This is a genomic window from Shewanella cutis (genome assembly GCF_022410515.1).
GTDB classification, from domain to species: Bacteria; Pseudomonadota; Gammaproteobacteria; order Enterobacterales; family Shewanellaceae; genus Shewanella; species Shewanella cutis.
Genome location: NZ_JACSDI010000001.1, coordinates 381,176 through 401,846 on the forward strand (window position 1 = coordinate 381,176; position 20,671 = coordinate 401,846).

Here is a 20,671-nt window from a genome sequence, read left to right on the forward strand (position 1 = left end):
TCGACCATGTTATTGCGTGCAATCACCCCACAGGATTGGGATGCTATTTTACAGATCCAGGAAGAATGTTACTCCCAATTGGATCCTGAACCCCTGCATGTATTGCAAAGCAAGTGGCACGTCTCACCTCAATCCTGTTTTGTGTTTGAGGTGAATGAAGCGGTAGTGGGCTATTGCCTCGCCCACCCGTGGACCACCAATATGCCCCCCGCACTTTATGAGCCCATCACCCATTTACCTAAGGCCGATACGCTGTATCTGCACGATATTGCCATATCGGCAAAAGCCCAAGGTTTAGGCGCAGGCACCAAGGCCTTAATGCGCTTAAAACAACTCGCTGATCGCTTTAACTTAAGCTCACTTTCTTTGGTTGCTGTGCAAGGCGCCGATAGCTATTGGCGTAAAATGGGCTTTAAACCTAAAGCCATTGAGAAATGCCTTGGCAGTTACACTGACGATGCCATGTACATGATTTATAAACTTAATCATCGAGATGAATAATGAACCCCACCCTAACGACGATAGGTTTACTCTGTCTTAGTAATATTTTTATGACCTTTGCTTGGTACGGACATTTAAAGTCCTTAGGCTCAAAGCCTTGGATTATCGCTGCCTTGGTCAGTTGGGGCATCGCCCTGTTTGAATACCTACTTCAAGTGCCGGCTAACCGTATCGGCTACACAGTGATGAATGTCGGACAATTAAAAATCCTACAGGAAGTCATTACCTTAAGCTTGTTTGTGCCCTTCGCCTACTTCTACATGAAGGAACCACTCAAACTCGATTATCTCTGGGCAGGTCTGTGCATCCTCGGTGCGGTGTATTTTATTTTTAGAAGCGAATTTAATTAATTTCAGAATTATTTCAGGACTTTTTCAGGAGAAAACCATGGCGCGTCAAGTGACTTACACCTTCAAAGGTGAGACGAAAACCATCGCCTTTAGTTACGCTAAACACCACGATTTATACGAAGCCGTAGCGGAAGCTGAAGGCATTGACTTAACCAAGTTTTTGGCGATGGAACAACAAATTGCGATGACCTCGCGCAAAGGCGCCAAAGCCGAAAAAGACTATCGCAAAGTTGAATTTGCCCGCTTTGGATTTAGCAATATCCACTTTGTACGTGATGAAGAACCCAAGGCCTAAGCCTTACCGTCATTTATCCATTTAGAATTAGGATCGCCGATGTTAAATGCTGAACATGCCAACTTTCCCCGCGCCGGATTCTTTCGCCGCCTAGGGGCAATAATCTATGACCTACTGCTCGCGGTCGCTGTGTATATGTTTGCGGGGGCCATTGGCTTTGGTATTTTCTTTGGACTCACCACGACAGGCCTCGTTAGCATGAATGGCTTTGAACATGTGTCCGACGCTCTCAATGGCACGCCGATTTACCATGGGATTTATCAACTTTGGTTAGCACTCTGCGTGGGGACTTTCTACGCGCTGTTTTGGAGTAAAGGTGGCCAAACTCTAGGAATGCGCGCCTGGCGCCTTAAAGTCCAGCATCCAAACGGCCAAAACTTAAGCCTTATCACCGCTTACGCTCGCATTGTTTGGTCATTACTTGGCATTGGTAACCTGTGGGTACTTATCAACGACGATAAACTCGCACTACAGGATATGATGACTCGCTCAGAAGTCGTCGTGCTATCAAAAGAAGCCAATCAAATGCGTAACTGGCATGGCGCTTAAATTAGCAGTCAAATCTCACAGTTAATCGCCTAATAAAAAACGACGCTATTGCGTAATGCCGTTCACTTAAGAATGAACGGCATTTTTCTTTGGCCTAACCGGGAACTTGTTTTTACTCATTTTAAGGACTCTTGGATATGCCCGTTCCCGCTTACCATCCAGCTTAAATTGCCGTGCATTTCGTTCTATATCCAATACCTCTCTCGGGATATTCTCCGGTGTTTGTGATGACAGTTGTGTCAACTTGAAGATCATATAACTCGCCGCATCCCGAAAACTCAGTTGATTGGGATGGACCGATGGCAAGCTTTTAGCCATCAGCAACATCTTATATCTAATCAGATTATAGGCCAGTAGCACGCCCCATAACGCTTGAGTCACCAGCTCCGGTAGTTGACTGCGGAGCGTAAAACGACTCTCCAACAGATGTTGTTTCATCTCCCTGTAGCCCAGTTCGATTTCCCATCGATGGGCATATAAGTCGACGATGTCTTCGCAGGGGTAACGCATCGGGTCTGTCAACGAGGTCAAAATGGCGACTGACTTACCTTTCACTGTCTTAGTGAGTAAACGCGCTTCAAGGGTATCTTGGAGCTGCGGCCATTTCTTTCTCCCTTGAGGCGTGGTGGTGAGTTTCACCCACTGGTCATGTTTCCCCAGCATTCGCACTACCTCATATTGAGTGCCTTTCTTCAATGGCAACAGCCAGTGGCTATCAGGTTGCGCTTGCTGCCAAGCGTGCAGCAGGCCGAGTGAGTAAAATCCTCGGTCAAATAGGGTTAGGCTGTGATTGGGAATGCTAGGAATGAGCTGAGAGGCTAAGTTCATTTCATTTTCGGCAACCGAATCAAAGGCGCTGTTGACCAACAAATGGCTGCTTAACTCCATCAAGCAAACCATGCGAATTTGCGGATAAGCCGCTTCGCCTGAAGCGTTTGCGGTTCGCGCAAAGGCGGCTTGATTTTGGACACTGTCGGGTGTCCGCCACACGACACCGTCAACACCATACAATAAGACCGCACCAATAAGGGTGTTCAGCTCTCGCGTGCCTGGTATTGGCGCTGCGACTAAACACTTCTCGAATAACCTCACTGCCCAATCGTTTACGCGCCTAAGTCACGGCACTGCGTGCAACATAATCAATCTCTTGCGGCAAAACAATGTCGAGTTTGTTGATGAGTGACCGAACAGACTCCCCTCGGAACAACGCCATTCCGATGACGGCCCAAATCATCGCGTCCATCGGCAATTTACGCCGTCTTAATGTAGCAACGCCCTGGGAGTCTAAACAAGATTGAATTAACTCAGGTTCTAACACATCCGCTAAGCAGGTGAATTCGGTTAGGCGGGTAATATGAGTGCGGGCGAGTGCTTCTGAGAGTTGCATAAAAAATCCGATGACCTCATGTCATCGGATTTTGATCTTTTCAGCGAGATCGTCAAGCGATCTGTCTTAACTGATCGGCATTACGCTATTGCGTCGTTTTTGTATTACTAAAGCGTTATCATCGCCGGATAAAGTAGAAAGCAATGCCAGTAAATAGCAGACTTGGCGCCATCGCCCCCACATAAGCGGGTAGCTCATAAACAATACTCATGGGGCCAAATATCTCATTACTGATATAGAAGCTAAATCCAGCAACCACACCGAGTAACACACGGGCGCCCATAGTCACAGTCCGCAGCGGACCAAACACAAAGGATAAAGCCACCAGCATCATCACCCCAACGGTAACAGGCTGCATCACCTTGCGCCAAAGTGCTAATTCGTAACGGCTTGGGTCTTGGCTATTGCTATTAAGATACTCTAAATATCCCATCAAACCGCGGATCGATAAAGCCTCTGGTTTTACCGACACCACGCTGAGTTTGTCGGGCGTCAGGCTTGAACGCCATATATCTTCGTCTAAATGTTTAAGTTTCACTTCGTCATAGCTTAAGTCAGTACGCTTAACGTCCGTTAACAGCCAACTGTCTTTACTAAATAATGCACTCTTAGCATGTACCACATTAGTGAGTTTTAACTCACTGTTAAACTTATATAAAGTGATATTGTTGAGCTTATCGATATCCGCAACTTCACCAATATTAACGAACAAATCGCCATCTTTTGCCCAAATACCGCGGTGGGACTTAATCAAACTGCCACCGGAGAGTTTAATGGCTTGTAGCTCGTTGGCCCTTTGCTCAGCAATTGGGGCGCCCCACTCCCCCAATGCCATCACCATCAACATCAGCGGTACTGCTGTTTTCATCGCTGATAGGGTGATCTGCAGACGCGACATACCCGATGCCTGCATCACCACCAACTCAGAGTTTGAGGCTAACATTCCCATACCGATCAAGGCACCTAACAGCACCGCCATCGGGAAAAACATTTCAATATCGCGGGGCACGAGGAATAACACATAAATCCCCGCGTCCATCATAGTGTAGGTACCGCGCCCCACTAAGCGCAGCTGGTCCACCCACTTAATAATGCCTGACAAGCCTGTCAGCACCAGTAAACACAATGCCGAAGTGCTTAATAAAACTCGGGCGATATAAAGGTCTAAAATCTTCATGCAGCCACCTTTTTACGCGCCATTGCCGCCGATAAACGGGTAAATAAAGGCCTGTCTTTACCGAGCAGTAAAATCCCCATAATCAATGCCGACAAATGGATCCACCACATGCCTAAATACAGAGGAATAACACCATCTTGCAGCGCTTTACGTCCCGCGACCATCAGGCCAAAGTAGCCAAGATATAACAGCACCGCGGGGAGCATTTTGGCAAATTTACCTTGGCGCACATTCACTCGCGCCAAAGGTACAGCAATTAAGGTCATAATGGGAATTGCCAACGGAATAGCAAGACGCCAATGGAATTCGGCCACGGCCTCTGGCCCCTCAATTTCCAATAATTGTGCTAAGGGTAGAGCCGAGAGTTTACGACGACGTTCATCAACCTGTTGTTCTTTGATTTGCATCTTATAACCACCAAATTCAATCATTTGGTAGTCTTTTTGTTGTGGACTGCCCTGGTAGCGCACCCCATCATTGAGCTGTAACTGCTGTGAGCCATTTTGATCTTCAATCACGCGCCCCCCCTTAGCCACAACTACATTGGTTAAGCCAATTTCGTCGTTTGGATCGGGTAACTGGGCCACAAATACTTTATCAAGCTCATTATCCTTGCCAATGCGCTCGACAAACAGTACCGCACGGCCGTTAGGGCTGGCCTGAAAACGCCCTTGCACAAGTGCGGCAAGCCCAGCTTCAGATTGGGCTTTCTCTAGCACTTGGTTTTGCTGTTCCTCCGCCCAAGGCGCTACATAGAGGGATAAATACCCAGTAAACAGCATGTTAACAACAGCAAGAATTAAGGTCACTCGGGTAACATACCATTCACTCACGCCAACACCGTGCAGAATGACCATTTCATTCTCGGCATACATGCGACCATGGGCCATCAAAATCCCAAGGAATAAGCTTAAAGGTAAAACCAGAACAACCAGATAGGGTAAATTCAGACCTATCAAAGTGGCGATAAGAGAAGCGGGAAATTCACCGTCTGAAGCGTCGGCTAATATACGCACGAAATGCTGGCTAATAAAAATAGTTAACAGTACAAAAAGTACTGCAATTTGCGCTTTTAAAACTTCTCGAATAAGGTATCTAAATACAATCACAGGTAGGATCCGGTCTCTAAACTTATCTTTTTGCTGGTAACAGACTAACTTTCATGTAAACTGTTTACTTTTGGTAGTTTTCTGACCAACTTCAGGGGTTCCTGGCTTACATTAAATGTCACGGCTTTTTCACAAAAACGTGACTCAAGTGCCGAGAATAAATCACCTTTGGAGTAATAACTTAGGCCCTTTTCGGGACAAGCAGACATTATCCAATAAATATAAAAATTTGTCTTTAAGAATCTAGGAGTGCTCATGGAGTTTAGCGTAAAGAGCGGTAGCCCCGAAAAACAACGCTCAGCCTGCATCGTTGTCGGTGTTTATGAACCCCGCCGTCTATCCGGCATCGCCGAGCAATTAGACAAGATTAGCGAAGGTTATATCAGTAATCTACTGCGCCGCGGTGATTTAGAAGGAAAGCCTGGGCAGATGTTATTACTGCACCATGTTCCTAACGTATTGAGCGAGCGGGTGTTATTAGTCGGTTGCGGTAAAGAACGAGAACTAGACGAACGCCAGTACAAGCAGATCATCACTAAAACTATCAACACCCTCAATGAAACGGGTTCAATGGAAGCCGTGTGCTTCTTAACCGAACTTCACGTTAAAGGTCGCGATACTTATTGGAAAGTACGCCAAGCAGTTGAAACCACCAATAGCAGTTTGTACTGCTTCGACGCCCTCAAAACCCGCAAAGGTGAAACCCGTCGTCCGCTACGTAAGTTGGTGTTTAATGTACCAACGCGCCGTGAACTGACCTTAGGTGAGCGTGCGATTGAGCATGGTATGGCCGTTTCTTCCGGTATGCATTTATGTCGCGATGTGGCTAACATGCCGCCTAATATCTGTAATCCGGCCTATTTAGCTTCACAAGCTCGCCAATTAGCTGAAATTCACGAAAACCTGCATGTATCAACTGTAGGTGAAGAGCAAATGGCAAAACTCGGCATGAACTCCTACCTTGCCGTTGGACGCGCCAGCGCCAATGAGTCCATTATGACAGTAATGGAATACAAGGGTGCAGTTGACAGCACTGAAAAACCTATCGTATTGATTGGTAAAGGCTTAACCTTCGACTCTGGCGGTATTTCGTTAAAGCCGGGCGAAGCCATGGACGAAATGAAATACGACATGGGTGGTGCAGCTGGCGTGATCGGCACCATGAAAGCCATTTGTGAAATGAAGCTGCCTATCAACGTCGTTGGTATTCTCGCAGGTTGTGAAAACATGCCATCGGGCAACGCTTACCGCCCAGGTGATATTTTAACCACCATGTCAGGGCAAACCGTTGAAGTACTCAATACTGACGCCGAAGGCCGTTTGGTACTGTGTGACGTGTTAACCTATGTTGAGCGTTTCGATCCTGAACTGGTGATCGACACCGCAACACTCACTGGTGCATGTGTGATTGCCTTAGGAAAACATGCTTCAGGTTTGTTCTCATCGCACAATCCACTTGCCCATGAGCTACTCAATGCAGGTGAACAAAGTGGTGACCGCGCATGGCGCATGCCACTGTGGGATGAGTACCAAGATATGCTCGATAGCCCATTTGCGGATATGACCAACTTAGGTGGTCGTCCAGCGGGAGCAATTACTGCAGCTTGCTTCCTGTCGCGTTTCGCGAAAAAGTACAACTGGGCTCACTTAGATGTCGCAGGTACGGCGTGGAATAGCGGTGCGAATAAAGGCTCAACCGGCCGCCCTGTGCCAATTTTGACTCAGTTCCTGATCAACCGAGCAGGCGTCGAATTAGGCGAGTAATCGCTAATAAGATAAAAAAGGCGAAGAATTTCTTCGCCTTTTTTATTTGGTTCAAAGGGTAAATGACGATTGGCTCAGGAATAATTGCAACATGACAACTCGAAGATCAAAGAAAATCGCGATTGAATAATTTTTGATTGACAGCCACGCCCTCGCCCTTTAGTTTTAGTCCCTATGAAAACAAATACCTTAGCGTTTTTTACTTTCTTTTTTACACCCCCACTCTAGGAGGCGGATTTACTGTGTAAAAACGAAAGTAAAAATCCAAAGCCTCCCACTGGGAGGCTTTTTCGTCTTAAACGCTTGAAAATCCGGCGGCAAATGAGGTCAGAATGCAAAAACCACAGCCTTTAAATCACACTCGAGAGCAAATTACCCAGCTCGACAATGATCTTCTCTCATTACTCGCCGAACGTCGCCGCCTAAGCCTTGAAGTGGCGCGCAGTAAAGAGGTTGATGTTAGACCCATTCGCGACACCCAAAGGGAAAAAGAACTGCTAGCAAGATTAGTCACCGCTGGCCGAGAAAAAGGTTTAGATGCCCATTATGTTATCTCGCTGTATCAAAGCATTATCGAAGACTCAGTGCTAAATCAGCAGGCTTATCTTCACGGCCGTGCTAACCCTGAAACGCAAAAACAGCAGTATTGTATCGCCTACCTCGGTGCCCGAGGCTCGTATTCCTACCTTGCCGCATCTCGCTACTGTCAACGTCGGCAGGTTGAGATGCTCGATTTAGGCTGCCAAAGTTTCGATGAAATTGTCCAAGCCGTTGAATCAGGTCATGCCGACTATGGCTTTTTACCGATTGAAAACACTTCATCCGGCTCAATCAACGAAGTGTATGACGTACTCCAACATACCAGCCTGTCCATCGTGGGCGAAACCACCATTGAAGTCAGTCATTGTCTATTAGGTAAACCCGGCAGCAAACTCAGTGAGATTAAAACCGTCTACGCCCATCCGCAGCCCATCAGTCAGTGCAGCCGCTATCTCAGTCAACACAAAGCCTTAAGGCTAGAATATTGCTCAAGTAGTGCTGAAGCGATGGAAAAGGTCAACCAGTCTCCCGATAATAGCGCCGCCGCGATTGGCAGCGCAGAGGGTGGCGCGCTGTATCAACTCGAGTCGATTGAGTCAGGTCTTGCCAACCAAAAGATTAACCAGAGCCGCTTTATTGTTGTGGCTCGTAAAGCCGTTGCCGTACCCGAACAACTACCAGCCAAAACCACCCTGATTATGGCCACTGGCCAAAAGGCTGGCGCGTTAGTTGAGGCCCTACTGGTACTCAAAGCCCATCAGCTGAATATGAGTAAACTCGAATCCCGCCCAATCCCTGGCACGCCGTGGGAAGAAATGTTTTATCTGGATATCGATGCCAATATCTCTAGCGAAGAGATGCAGCAAGGGCTAAAACAGCTTGAAAGGATCACGCGGTTTATCAAAGTGTTAGGTTGTTACCCCTGCGAAACCGTTAAACCGACACAACTTAGCAATAGCCAATTACTTATCGAGCCCAACACCTCAAAAGCTGAGGTGATCAGCGCGGTGAATCCTGACCCGTCTCCCTATCGCTTCAGTAAGGCGTACAAGGCGCAGGCGAGTGAAATTCACTGCGGCCCCTTTACCATAGGTGCAGGCCATATTGGTGCTATTGCCAAGGTCACTCTGAGCAAAAGCCTGCTGCAGCAAGAGTCGTCACAGGCCGCCTTATCCGCCTTTGAGCGTAGAGTGAAACAGTTAAAAGAAACGGGTTTCCAAGCGGTGATTTTAGACGGATGCCAGCAACTCGCGTCGGCCGAAGCAATCATCCCTAAGCTGCGCCAAACCCTGCATCAGTATGATTTGCTTTGTGTCATCGCCATCGAACAGGCGACGGATATGCCATTGGCAACTGAGCATGCCGATATGTTGTTCTTAACGGGTAAGCAAATGTTTAATCAGACCTTACTGGCTCAGGCAGGCACCTTGCCAATCCCACTATTCCTCGAACGTAACGATATGGCCAGTTACGAGGAGTTTATGGCAGCAACGGAAACCATTTTAAGCCAAGGTAACCAACAGCTTATCCTATGTGACTCGGGCATTCGTACCTATAACAATGCCAACTTACCCACCTTGGATTTAGCAAGCCTTATTCTAATCAAGGCAAATAGCCATTTACCGATTGTGATTAATCCTTGTTACGCCATTAACGAAGATGCATTGGTGCTGCAAACCCAAGGTATTAAGCAGTTAAAAGCTGATGGCATAGTGCTTAATTACGCCCTCGAGGAGGACACCATTGCGCTTATGGGCGAAGTTGTCAGGGAGCTGTATCGCTAACCCCGTAAAGCCAATAATGCAACAGCCTTAGTAATCACAGAGCCACGAAAAACGTGGCTCTGTGATATCAGGTGGTGCCAATCAAAGCTCGGTGCTAACGGCTCTCCGGTGTGATATGGCTGTCTGGGCGAGTAACAACCGCATTACTACGGCGGATAAGCCCCGTCATGCTTGAGCCTTGAATTATGATTGAAAACACTACTACCGCATAGGTCATTACCAATAACAGCTCGTGCACCTCAACACCGCGTTGTGCATCGATAACAATCCCTTTTGGCAAGCTCATCGCCATGGCCAAGGCCAATCCGCCCCTGAGTCCACCCCAGATAAGTATCGACTCGGCATAGGGATTGTAGGATTTAACTAACCTAAACCCGATATAGGGCAAAAATACACTCACCGCCCGCGCCGTTAAAACCAGAGGAATAGCCACTAACATAAACCACCATAATGGCGCCTTAAAGGTGATGAGCAGGAGTAATAATCCGAGCAGGAGGAACAGCAGCGCATTGAAGAAGGATTCAATCAACGACCAAAAAGTATAGAGTTTTACCCGCTCATGGCGCACAAAATACTTAGGCACGCTATAGTTGCCGATGATGATCCCCGCACTCACCATCGCAAGCGGGCCTGACACACCAAGTTCTGCTGCCATCACATAACCCGCTGTAGGAATAAGTAAGGTCACCAGCATTAATTGGGTTTCTTCCTCACAATAACGAAAAAAGTGATGCAACAACACGCCCAGTACGGCGCCATAAACGACACCCCCGAGCGCCTCTTGAACAAACAATAGCGAGATTTGCGAGAAGGTCAGCGGCTCGGTTGAAAAAGCCAGATGGGAAATGGCCACAAAAATCACCAATCCTATACCATCGTTAAAGAGCGACTCCCCTTCGACTTGTATAGCAATATCTTCGGGCGCGCCCATCTTCTTAAGAATCGCTAACACAGCAATGGGGTCAGTGGGTGAAATCAAGGCGCCAAAGAGCAAACAATGACTTAAGGCCAAGGGCAATCCCAACATAGGGGCTAAGTAGTACAGCAAACCACCGACGATAAAGGTCGATAACAAAGTACCGACAAAAGCGAGGATCAAGATTTCCCATTTTTGATGCCTCAGAATTTTTAAGCGGATCTGCAATGCTCCGGCAAACAACAGGAAACCCAACATGCCATTGAGCAGCAGGGCTTGAAAGTCAAGCTTCTCTAGTCCTGCCACAAAATAACCATAGACATTACCACCAAGTGCTTTCCCGCCCAGCAATAGCAATAGACTGATACCCAGCGCCAATGCGGTGATAGCGACGGTTTCTTGGAGTTTATGTAAACGTGAAGATGCCACGGATGTGACTAAGGCTAACGCACAGAGAATACACAGAATTTGATAACTAGTCATAAGAGCCTCATATCTCGTTAAGATCAAGAGACTCTAGCACAAGTTTTAGATTTCTAAACCATCCAACAGACTTAACCAACCTTTGATTATCCGATGGCAAAACCAAATAATACCAAAGAGATAAATCGAAAGACTCAGCCAAGTAATGGGTAAGCAATAACCCAAAACTAACAGGCCGAGCAATATCACATTGGAGTGACGTTGCCAGCGCAGATGTGATGCCAGCAAGGCATTGCCTTGCGTATGTCGTTGAGACAAGTTGATAAATAGGCTCAACAATACTGGCAGCAGTAACAACGGAAAACCTGACATTAAGGCGTAAAGCAAATGGCCTAAACTGCGATCTTCAATTTTTGCGGCATAAGTAGTTGTCGTTGTCATTGAGAGACTCCAGCCAGACGATAGGACTGGGCGCGAACTCCGCCCTTGCCTTTAACCTTACGTTCTCAGAGATATAATCGCAACCACGCTACAAAAATATTTCCACCCAAGATAACGCAATATTAGGTCAACGAAAGCGTCACATCCGACTTGAGCCTAGTCGAGCAAGCTAACACATACCCAGCTTCGAGATCCGTTGGCGTTAATGTCATATTGCTCGTTGACTCAGTTTCCCCTTGCAAGACTTTACATTTGCACGCGCCACACACGCCTGAGCGGCAGGCTGCAATAATGGGTAGCCCTTCAGCCTCTATGCCATCAAGCAGCGTTTGCTCTGCCGTTAAGGCGCGCTTGTTATCTCCAATGGATAGCATAAAGCTTAAGCTGCTATTAACCTGTTCTGCAGACAGCATTTCGGCCTGTTTAACGCGACTTTGCGCCTCTTTCACCGCTGTTGCAAAACTCTCGTGATACAACTGAGTCATATCGAAGTTCAGCTCAGCGAGAATCGTTTTGACCGCCTGCATATAAGGCTCGGGCCCGCACAAAAATACGGTTCGCTCGGAAAAATCAGGCACTAAACTTCGCAAATGTTGAGCACTTAAACGGCCAATTTCGTGTAATGCTTCCTCTGTGTGCCAAACCGTATCTGTGGTCACGCCCTCCACCAGATAACGCAACTTAAAACTGGCATGGCGCGCCGCCATCACTTCTAAAGTTTTTTTAAAAATAATATCAGCCTCAGTGCGAGCACTGTGCACAAATGCAATATCAGCATTTATTTGGGTATCGGTTAAATAGCGCGACATCGAATACATGGGCGTAATACCGCAACCCGCGCTCAAAAAGAGATATTTCTGGGCAGGAATATCACACAAATTAAACTGGCCAGTAGGTGGTAAAACGCGAACGGTTTGCCCTGGCTGTAAATGATCAATCAGATAATTCGATACGAGTCCTCCCTCAACCCGCTTAATGGTCACCATTAAGGAGTAAGGTCGGGACGGTGTGGAAGATAAGGTATAACTACGGCAAGCCTGTTCACCGTTGATCTCAAGCACAAAGGTCATAAATTGCCCCGGCTTATAATCAAACTTCATCGGCTCACCGGCTTGAAAGCGAAAACTCACCACATCAGCGGTTTCGTTCCAACGTTCAACACACTCTAACTGGCTAAAGCTTTCTTGGCGCGCTGGTGTGGAGGATAAAGTGACACCTGGTAGATTATTGATATTCATAGTTTTTGTATCCATAACACTGCGACCTTATCGTCAAGCCGCAGTGATTCTATGCTGGCAATCGACCTACGCCACGTTCAGCATGGTCTTAAGATCGGCTTCAACTGTGGTAGTGTTACGTAGGCCAAATTTTTCCTCCAAAATTTTGGCAAGGTTAGCCGTTAAAAACGCCGGTGGTGTTGGGCCTGTACGAATGTTCTTCACCCCAAGTGATAACAGTGTTAGCAGCACGACAATGGCTTTTTGCTCAAACCATGAAAGTACAAGATTCAATGGTAATTCATTGATATCGCATTCAAAGATTTGTGATAGCGCGATAGCTAGCTGAATAGCCGAATAGGCATCGTTACATTGGCCAATGTCGAGTAAGCGCGGAATACCGTTGATGTCGCCAAATTCCAGCTTGTTGAATTTGTACTTACCACAACCCAAGGTCAGGATGACGGAATCCTTTGGCGCCGATTTCGCTAAATCGGTGAAATAACTCCGTTCCGACTTATCACCATCACAACCTCCGACTAAGAAGAAATGTTTGATAGAACCGTTTTTCACGTTTTCCACTACAGTCGGCGCTGCTGCCATTAAGGCATTACGGGCAAAACCGATAGTGATATTGTGTGGAATTTCATCATATTGAAATCCATCCAGCGCTAGCGCCTTTTCAATCACCACCGCGAAATCATCACCAATCAGATGGTCTACACCAGGCCAACCTACAATGCTGCGGGTAAAGATACGATCGCTATATTGGCCAACATTCGGGTCAATAATACAATTTGAGGTCATCACCACGGCGCCAGGGAAGTTAGCGAATTCCTTTTGCTGGTTCTGCCAAGCGCTACCATAGTTACCCACTAAATGGGCATATTTTTTAAAGGCAGGATACGCCAGCGCAGGCAGCATTTCGCCATGGGTATAAACATTAATACCTTTGCCCGCAGTTTGCTCAAGGATAAGCTCTAAGTCTTTCATATCGTGACCAGAAACTAAAATGGCTTTGCCTTTAACGGGTTTAGTATTAACCACCGTAGGCTCTGGATGACCAAAGGCTTCGGTTTCGCCCGCATCGAGCAAGGCCATAATGCGATAGTTTAATTGGCCAATCTCCATTGCAGTAGAGAATAATTTATCCGCATCGACACTAGGCTCACCAAGAAACGCCATGATCTGATGGAAATCTGCAGCAATGTCCTCATCGGTTTTACCTAACACGCGGGCGTGCTCCATATAAGCAGCAGCACCTTTCAGACCGTATAAACAAAGTAAGCGAAGCCCCAGAATATCTTCGTGGATGTTATTTTTATCTTTATTGAGCAAAGCGATAGGCGCTTGAGATAGCATTTCAAGCTTGCTGGTACCTAACACCAACTGAGCGACGGGCGGCACTTGCTCAGGCGTTTTACCGATCTTTTCACAGGCGGCTTCATAGGCATTTTTTAGACTTTCACGGTACTCAGCAGCCTGCTTAGCATAGGCGATAATGCGTTCATCATCGAAGTTAACGTTGGTTAAGGTCGAGAAAAAAGCTTTAGGAACAAAGGTATCCACCTCCGTATCCACAACGTCCAACTCGCGCGCTTTTACCGCATACACTGAAACACCCTGCAGCATGTAGATTAATAAGTCTTGCAGATCGGAGGTCGCGGCCAATTTGCCACACATACCTTGGGAATAACTACAACCATTGCCAGCGGGTGTACGAATGGTTTGCTCACACTGAATACAGAACATGGATAGACTCCTAATTTAAATTCATGCTTTATTTATGCATGTTTAAAATTAGTCTACCTAAACCGAAAATAAGCGACAGTTTTTTCTATTATGGGATACGAAATCTTAGAGAAAGATCACTTTAAGTAATCACTAATCTACACTGTCAAACCTGCCCGAAAACCATAAAAAATGCCCATCAAAGATGGGCATTTTTTATGGGTAACTCATTCATTATTAGTTCGTTTTCATATCACTTACCGATTGCAGCATCATGCGGCTTTCGCGCTGAAATTGCGGCGCAAAATCACCAAACCACTTAGCAACCGTTTGGAACTGGTTGATAAACGCTTCCCTATCGCCCCGCTTTAATAGCTCTAATGCCTCGCGATAGTTATCCAAATAATCGCCAATCGCATGCTGGCTGTCCTGTTGGGCAAAAATAATATCGGCATAAAGCTCTGGGCTTTGGGCAAACAAGCGCCCTACCATGGCGAGCTCTAAGCGATAGATGGGCGAGCTAAATTGCAGCAGAGTTTCGATATCTGCTTCTTCTTTGCAAAGGTTTAAGCCATACACAAAGGTTGAGAAGTGGCGCATCGCCTGTACCAACTGCATCGCATTATCGTGGCGTTCAGGCTCGGCTTCGACAATTCGTGCGCCCCAAATCGTAATTTGCTCGAGTAACCATTGGTATTTATCCGCTTCGCGTCCATGACACACCACCACAACCTGCTTAGCTAAACTGCCAACATCTGGGCCAAACATAGGATGAAAGCCAACAACGGGTCCCTTGTGGGCAGCTAACATGGCATTCATCGGTTCAGTCTTGATAGAGGTTAAGTCGGCTAAAATACAGTCCTGTGGTAATTGGGTTAGTTTTGCACGGATAAGGTCGCAGGTGATGGCGATAGGTACAGTTACCAGTACCAATCCGGCATCAGCAAATAAGGTTTCCGCTTGCTGCCAGTCGTCTTTATCAAGCACTTTGACCTGGTAACCCGAGAGCGACAGCATCTGTTGAAACAGTCCACCAAGCTGGCCTTTCCCGCCCACAATCACAACTGAACCTAGGTCATTTTTCACTTGCTTAAAGCCAACATCCTTCTCATTGAGATAGGACTCACGCATCAAGCGGCGCAAAATATCTTCAATCAGTTGCGGCGCAATACCCATGGTTTTGGCTTCTTCGCGGCGTTTTGCCAGCATTGCAGCTTCACGTTGCGGCGCATAAATCGGCAGGCCTGCGGCATGCTTAACTGTGCCCACCTGCGCGACTAAATCTAGCCGTTTACGCAGTAAATGCAGCAATTGCTGGTCGACGCCGTCGATAAGGCCGCGAAGGTGTTCTAATTCAGTTGTGGTTTTTTCATTCATTTTTCGGTCCACTACTCACCTAAGGGAAGGTGTTTAAACGTTGGCACTTAAGATTAACTCTTAAGCATTGGCCACTTTACGCAAATCGAAACGAGTCGGTAACACTGAAGATAATTTCGATGCGCCTGCACGTAAAACGCTTTCGGTTTTTTCCCAATTAATACAGGAGTCTGTCACAGAAACCCCGTAGGCCAGTTCGCTTAATGGTTTATCACAACTTTGATTACCTTCGTTTAAATGGCTCTCTAACATCACGCCAATAATGGACTTATTACCGTTGTAGATCTGCGCAAATACATCTTCACACACAGGGACTTGCCTGGTGTAGTCCTTAGAGGAGTTACCATGGCTACAATCGATAATAAGACGGGCATTGAGCTTGGCCTTATGAAGCTGCGCCTCACATTCGGCCACACTGGCCGCATCGTAGTTTGGTGTTACGCCACCACGTAAAATCACATGTCCATCAGGGTTGCCAGCGGTTTGCAACAGCGCCACTTGCCCCTGTTGGTTGATCCCCATAAATCTGTGGCTACTGGCTGCCGATTTGAGGGCATTAATGGCCACATCAAGCTTACCATCTGTACCATTTTTAAAGCCAACGGGCATAGATAAGCCTGATGCCATTTCCCGATGGGTTTGCGATTCTGTGGTGCGAGCACCTATGGCCGACCAAGTCACTAGCTCCGAAATATACTGAGGGCTGATAGGGTCGAGTGCTTCGGTTGCGACAGGCAGCTCAAGTTCGGCCAGCCAAATCATCAACTCACGGGCCAGCTTTAAGCCCTTTTCCACATCAAAAGAGCCATCCATATCAGGGTCGTTAATCATCCCCTTCCAACCCACTGTGGTACGTGGCTTCTCAAAGTACACCCGCATCAGGATGTAAAACTCATCACTAAGTTCATCGTGTAATTTTTTGAGTTTTAAAGCGTATTCTTTAGCGGCATCAATATCGTGAATCGAACAAGGTCCAGTAATGATGAGCACGCGGTTATCACGCTTATGGACGATATCCGCCACAGTTTTGCGTGCATTGAGGATATAACGATATGCATGCTCAGAGAGTGGCAGTGCAGCTTTGAGCTCCTGCGGGGTAATAAGAACATTCTCTGAACTGATATGGACGTTATTGATTGTATCCTGCTGCATGCTTACCACCTAAAACTGAAGTCATATCCCCACATATCAGGAGTCAGAAACTCAAAGTGCTGCGGGGAAGAATTAAATAGCCGAGGCCACCATGTAACACCGTAACGATACACCATTACAGTGAGCGACTAATATGCCTATTAATAGCCAGAAGATCAAGGAGGAATTTAACAAAATCGGCAACTAGCGTGAGACAAGAGCTAAATGACTCAAAAGATAAACTTTAGGCAACAAAAAACCGCCACGAGGGCGGTTTTCTGTGCGAACACTACGTCTTGTTTTCTGTAGCGGGTACTATTACTTAGTAGCCAGCTTTTCACGGATACGTGCAGATTTACCTGAACGATCACGTAAGTAGTACAGTTTGGCGCGACGAACGCGGCCACGACGCTTAACTTCAATGCTAGCGATCAGAGGGCTGTGCGTTTGGAATGCACGCTCAACACCTTCGCCATTAGAGATTTTACGTACAGTGAATGCAGAGTGCAGGCCACGGTTACGTTTAGCAATTACAACGCCTTCAAAAGCCTGTAAACGCTCTTTATCACCTTCTTTAACACGAACCTGAACGACTACTGTATCACCAGCACCAAACGCAGGTACGTCTTGTTTCATTTGCTCATCGTTGAGCATTTTAATGATGTTGTTCATAACTTACTCCGTTCTAGAATTAACTGAGCTACGACTAAGCATTCTTGTCCATTGCTTCAACGAACTGCGCTAAAAGAGTCGATTGTTCGTCAGTCAGAGCTAGATTTTGCAATAATTCTGGTCGTCTCAGTAAAGTCCTACCAAGGCTTTGCTGCAAACGCCAGAGTCTAATTTGTTCGTGGTTACCACTTAACAGCACTGCAGGTACATCGAGTCCATCTAGGCTTTCAGGGCGCGTGTAATGAGGACAATCCAGTAAACCGTCGGAGAAAGAATCTTGCTCCGCCGAAGCTTGTTTTCCTAGCACGCCAGGAACCAATCTCGATACTGCATCAATCATGGTCATCGCAGGTAATTCGCCGCCCGAAAGCACGTAATCTCCAACCGACCATTCTTCATCCACTTCCGTTTGAATGATGCGCTCATCAATACCTTCGTACCGACCACACACCAAAATCAACCGGGATGATTTAGCCAACTCAGTAACGCCTTGCTGATCCAGCTTGCGTCCTTGAGGTGACAAGTAAATCACCTTTACCTCTTCGCCTGCTGCTGCTTTCGCAGCATGAATGGCATCGCGTAAGGGCTGCACCATCATCAACATACCGGGACCACCGCCGTAAGGCCTGTCATCCACCGTACTGTGTCTATCATGGGTGAAATCGCGAGGATTCCACGTGTGCAACTCAAGCAGGCCGTTTTTCACGGCACGACCCGTAACCCCAAAGTCTGTTACGGCACGAAACATTTCTGGGAACAGGGTAATAACCCCTAACCACATATGTTGTACCTCGACTTAAAAGTCAGGATCCCAATCCACTAAAATCTGTTTACCTTGGACATCCACCTTTAAGATGAACTGCCCTGGGACAAAGGGAACCATACGTTCCACTTTGCCGAAACTATCTTTAGCGTTGGCTTTAACAAGCAGTACATCGTTCGAACCGGTTTCCACGATTTGATCGACAATCCCCATGTTATAGCCAGTAGTATTAATCACCTCACAACCGATAAGATCACGCCAATAGAACTCGTCTTCTGGCAATGCATTCATCTGCTGTGGCAGGATACCAATTTCGCAATTGGTGAGCATTTGCGCTCTCTCCCGCGTGGTGACACCTTCAAGCTCAGCAACAACTGCCTTGCCTTGGTAACGCCACTGAGTGACTTTTACTTCACGCCATTCGCCATTTTCTTTAATAAGCCAAGGCGAATAGTCAAAGATACCTTCAACAGAATCGGTATAGGCGGTGATTTTCAGCCAACCTTTAATGCCATGACAGGAGCCTAATTTCCCCAGTACGACTGGCTGTTGGTTACTGCTCATCAATCTATACCTTAACGCTATTAAGCAGCTGCTTTAGCGTCTTTGATCAATTTTGCTACGCGATCAGTTGTCGCAGCGCCGTTTGCAACCCAGTGCTCAACGCGAGCTAGGTCTAAACGTAAAGTTTCTTCTTGGCCACGGGCCAATGGGTTGAAGAAACCAACACGCTCAATGAAACGACCGTCACGAGCGTTACGGCTGTCAGAAACAACGATGTTGTAAAATGGACGCTTTTTAGCGCCACCACGAGCTAAACGAATGGTAACCATGCGTTTTCAATCCTCTAATGATTTGCTTGAAGCAAAAATAAAAACTGGAACCCCGTGTTCGCGAAGAGTCCCAGATAGAAAGCCGGAAGATTTTACCTGACTTTTCAACTAATGCAACCCAATCTGGTGATTATTAAACCTAGCCAAGGATTGCACCCACAGTTCTAAACAGAATCAACCAACTGATAAAACATCAACTTTGATAAAAATCGTTGATATTAGCGCCCAGGAAATTTCATTCCACCAGGCATCATGCCGCGCATTCCACGCATCATCTTTTGCATGCCGCCCTTAGCCGACATTTTTTTCATCATTTTTTGCATTTGGGTAAACTGTTTCAATAAACGATTTACATCTTGAATCTCAGTCCCCGAACCCGCAGCAATACGGCGCTTACGTGAACCCTTGATTAAATCAGGGTTTTTACGTTCTTTAGCTGTCATCGAATTGATGATCGCCTCCATTTGGCGAGTCATTTTGCCATCTTGGATTTGTGCTAGAGCATCCGGTGGTAGCTGGCCAACACCGGGCAGCTTTTCAATCATGCTCATCATGCCGCCCATGTTTTTCATTTGTTGCAGCTGTTCACGGAAGTCTTCTAGATCGAAACTGCCGCCCTGCTTCACTTTGGAAGCGAGCTTCATCGCCTTTTCTTTATCGACACCGCGCTCCACTTCTTCAATAAGTGAGAGCACATCGCCCATACCTAATATGCGTGAGGCGATACGGTCAGGATGGAAAGGTTCTAAGGCATCGGTCTTTTCACCCACGCCGAGGAATTTAATTGGCTTGCCAGTAATATGGCGAATCGATAGTGCTGCACCGCCGCGAGCATCACCGTCGACCTTAGTTAAAATCACCCCCGTCAGTGGTAAGGCTTCGTTAAACGCCTTAGCGGTATTTGCCGCATCTTGGCCTGTCATGGCATCAACCACGAACAAGGTTTCGATAGGTTTAACCGCAGCGTGTAACGCCTTGATTTCATCCATCATCGCTTCATCGACATGCAGACGACCCGCGGTGTCGAGGATCACTACATCGATGAATTTGAGTTTAGCGTGAGCAATTGCAGCCTTGGCGATATCAATAGGTTTTTGACTGACATCGGATGGGAAGAATTCCACATCAACTTCGGTCGCCAAGGTTTCAAGCTGTTTGATAGCCGCAGGACGATATACGTCGGCACTGACCACTAATACTGATTTTTTGTGGCGCGTACGCAGCAGCTTACCCAGTTTGGCAACGCTGGTTGTTTTACCCGCACCTTGAAGACCTGCCATCATCACCACGGCTGGCGGCTGAGTGGCTAAATCCAGAGCTTGATTTGCCTCGCCCATGGATTTTTCAAGTTCACTTTGAACAATCTTAATAAAGGCTTGGCCAGGGCTTAGGCTTTTCGCCACTTCTTGGCCAACGGCACGTTCTTTTACATTGTTAACGAATTCACGCACCACAGGCAGGGCAACATCGGCCTCAAGCAGCGCCATACGCACTTCGCGCAGGGTTTCCTTAACGTTTTCTTCGGTTAAGCGACCACGGCCACTGATATTTTTCAGCGTGCGTGACAGTCTGTCGGTTAGATTCTCAAACATCGTCCTGCTCTATACCTTTAAGGATCTCGATTAATGGGCAGTATTATAACCATGCGGGCGCATTATGCTACTGCTACGCCCCAGTTGCGTTAACTTAGGCATTTAATCTGCTTTTAGGC

At 46.9% G+C, this 20,671-nt stretch carries 19 protein-coding genes, 1 pseudogene and 1 other annotated feature; of the genes and pseudogenes, 6 read left to right on the forward strand and 14 right to left on the reverse strand.

The window, feature by feature from the left end:
* Nucleotides 1-6 precede the first annotated feature (6 nt).
* The 4 genes from H9J30_RS01845 to H9J30_RS01860 are packed head-to-tail and all read left to right on the forward strand — an operon-like array spanning nucleotide 7 to nucleotide 1,695.
* Complete coding sequence (locus H9J30_RS01845; RefSeq protein WP_240129434.1) at nucleotides 7-501, forward strand: GNAT family N-acetyltransferase; 495 nt, start codon at nucleotides 7-9, stop codon at nucleotides 499-501.
* Nucleotides 501-851 carry a DMT family protein gene (locus H9J30_RS01850; RefSeq protein WP_037415674.1) on the forward strand — a complete coding sequence of 117 codons (351 nt, stop codon included), beginning with the start codon at nucleotides 501-503 and terminating at the stop codon, nucleotides 849-851. The genes H9J30_RS01845 and H9J30_RS01850 overlap by 1 nt, the downstream gene beginning before the upstream one ends.
* 37 nt (nucleotides 852-888) lie before the next feature.
* Complete coding sequence (locus H9J30_RS01855) at nucleotides 889-1,146, forward strand: DUF2960 domain-containing protein (RefSeq protein ID WP_240129435.1); 258 nt, start codon at nucleotides 889-891, stop codon at nucleotides 1,144-1,146.
* A gap of 39 nt (nucleotides 1,147-1,185) precedes the next feature.
* Nucleotides 1,186-1,695: an RDD family protein gene (locus H9J30_RS01860; RefSeq protein WP_240129436.1), complete on the forward strand. Its 510-nt coding sequence runs from the start codon at nucleotides 1,186-1,188 to the stop codon at nucleotides 1,693-1,695.
* A 66-nt stretch (nucleotides 1,696-1,761) separates the two neighbouring features.
* Here the strand turns inward: H9J30_RS01860 and H9J30_RS01865 are convergent.
* From H9J30_RS01865 to lptF, 3 genes and pseudogenes are all read right to left on the reverse strand, one after another.
* A pseudogene (locus H9J30_RS01865) lies at nucleotides 1,762-3,082 on the reverse strand (IS4 family transposase).
* A 118-nt stretch (nucleotides 3,083-3,200) separates the two neighbouring features.
* Nucleotides 3,201-4,259 (reverse strand): LPS export ABC transporter permease LptG, encoded by a 1,059-nt coding sequence (gene lptG / locus H9J30_RS01870; protein WP_240129437.1) that lies wholly within the window; start codon nucleotides 4,257-4,259, stop codon nucleotides 3,201-3,203.
* Nucleotides 4,256-5,368, reverse strand: a complete 1,113-nt coding sequence (lptF, locus tag H9J30_RS01875) for an LPS export ABC transporter permease LptF (RefSeq protein WP_240129438.1) — start codon at nucleotides 5,366-5,368, stop codon at nucleotides 4,256-4,258. Before lptF ends, lptG begins: the two co-directional genes overlap by 4 nt.
* 255 nt (nucleotides 5,369-5,623) lie before the next feature.
* Between lptF and pepA the strand changes: the two genes are divergently transcribed.
* Complete coding sequence (gene pepA, locus H9J30_RS01880; protein ID WP_240129439.1) at nucleotides 5,624-7,132, forward strand: leucyl aminopeptidase; 1,509 nt, start codon at nucleotides 5,624-5,626, stop codon at nucleotides 7,130-7,132.
* A gap of 176 nt (nucleotides 7,133-7,308) precedes the next feature.
* Nucleotides 7,309-7,427: a sequence feature (Phe leader region), on the forward strand.
* A gap of 37 nt (nucleotides 7,428-7,464) precedes the next feature.
* On the forward strand, nucleotides 7,465-9,456 hold the full coding sequence (locus tag H9J30_RS01885; protein ID WP_240129440.1) for a chorismate mutase: 1,992 nt from the start codon (nucleotides 7,465-7,467) through the stop codon (nucleotides 9,454-9,456).
* 94 nt (nucleotides 9,457-9,550) lie between these two features.
* On the opposite strand, the gene H9J30_RS01890 is transcribed toward H9J30_RS01885, so the two are convergent.
* The 11 genes from H9J30_RS01890 to ffh form a co-directional block, all read right to left on the reverse strand.
* Nucleotides 9,551-10,855 carry a cation:proton antiporter gene (locus H9J30_RS01890; protein WP_240129441.1) on the reverse strand — a complete coding sequence of 435 codons (1,305 nt, stop codon included), beginning with the start codon at nucleotides 10,853-10,855 and terminating at the stop codon, nucleotides 9,551-9,553.
* A 45-nt stretch (nucleotides 10,856-10,900) separates the two neighbouring features.
* Nucleotides 10,901-11,236: a hypothetical protein gene (locus H9J30_RS01895; protein ID WP_240129442.1), complete on the reverse strand. Its 336-nt coding sequence runs from the start codon at nucleotides 11,234-11,236 to the stop codon at nucleotides 10,901-10,903.
* A 122-nt stretch (nucleotides 11,237-11,358) separates the two neighbouring features.
* Nucleotides 11,359-12,474 carry an FAD-binding oxidoreductase gene (locus H9J30_RS01900; protein WP_427915896.1) on the reverse strand — a complete coding sequence of 372 codons (1,116 nt, stop codon included), beginning with the start codon at nucleotides 12,472-12,474 and terminating at the stop codon, nucleotides 11,359-11,361.
* Between the two features lie 66 nt (nucleotides 12,475-12,540).
* A complete protein-coding gene (gene hcp, locus H9J30_RS01905; RefSeq protein ID WP_240129444.1) occupies nucleotides 12,541-14,205 on the reverse strand; it encodes a hydroxylamine reductase in 1,665 nt (554 codons plus the stop codon).
* A gap of 216 nt (nucleotides 14,206-14,421) precedes the next feature.
* Nucleotides 14,422-15,561: a bifunctional chorismate mutase/prephenate dehydrogenase gene (gene tyrA, locus H9J30_RS01910; protein WP_037431256.1), complete on the reverse strand. Its 1,140-nt coding sequence runs from the start codon at nucleotides 15,559-15,561 to the stop codon at nucleotides 14,422-14,424.
* A 60-nt stretch (nucleotides 15,562-15,621) separates the two neighbouring features.
* Complete coding sequence (locus H9J30_RS01915; RefSeq protein WP_240129445.1) at nucleotides 15,622-16,713, reverse strand: 3-deoxy-7-phosphoheptulonate synthase; 1,092 nt, start codon at nucleotides 16,711-16,713, stop codon at nucleotides 15,622-15,624.
* Between the two features lie 297 nt (nucleotides 16,714-17,010).
* The gene (gene rplS / locus H9J30_RS01920) at nucleotides 17,011-17,364 is read right to left on the reverse strand and encodes a 50S ribosomal protein L19 (RefSeq protein ID WP_006080791.1); all 354 of its coding nucleotides are present in this window, start codon (nucleotides 17,362-17,364) and stop codon (nucleotides 17,011-17,013) included.
* A gap of 34 nt (nucleotides 17,365-17,398) precedes the next feature.
* Nucleotides 17,399-18,145: a tRNA (guanosine(37)-N1)-methyltransferase TrmD gene (gene trmD, locus H9J30_RS01925; protein ID WP_240129446.1), complete on the reverse strand. Its 747-nt coding sequence runs from the start codon at nucleotides 18,143-18,145 to the stop codon at nucleotides 17,399-17,401.
* Nucleotides 18,146-18,160: 15 nt separating this feature from the next.
* On the reverse strand, nucleotides 18,161-18,691 hold the full coding sequence (gene rimM, locus H9J30_RS01930) for a ribosome maturation factor RimM (RefSeq protein WP_240129447.1): 531 nt from the start codon (nucleotides 18,689-18,691) through the stop codon (nucleotides 18,161-18,163).
* A 20-nt stretch (nucleotides 18,692-18,711) separates the two neighbouring features.
* Nucleotides 18,712-18,960, reverse strand: a complete 249-nt coding sequence (rpsP, locus tag H9J30_RS01935; RefSeq protein WP_240129448.1) for a 30S ribosomal protein S16 — start codon at nucleotides 18,958-18,960, stop codon at nucleotides 18,712-18,714.
* A gap of 218 nt (nucleotides 18,961-19,178) precedes the next feature.
* Nucleotides 19,179-20,552, reverse strand: a complete 1,374-nt coding sequence (ffh, locus tag H9J30_RS01940) for a signal recognition particle protein (protein ID WP_037415628.1) — start codon at nucleotides 20,550-20,552, stop codon at nucleotides 19,179-19,181.
* Nucleotides 20,553-20,671 lie beyond the last annotated feature (119 nt).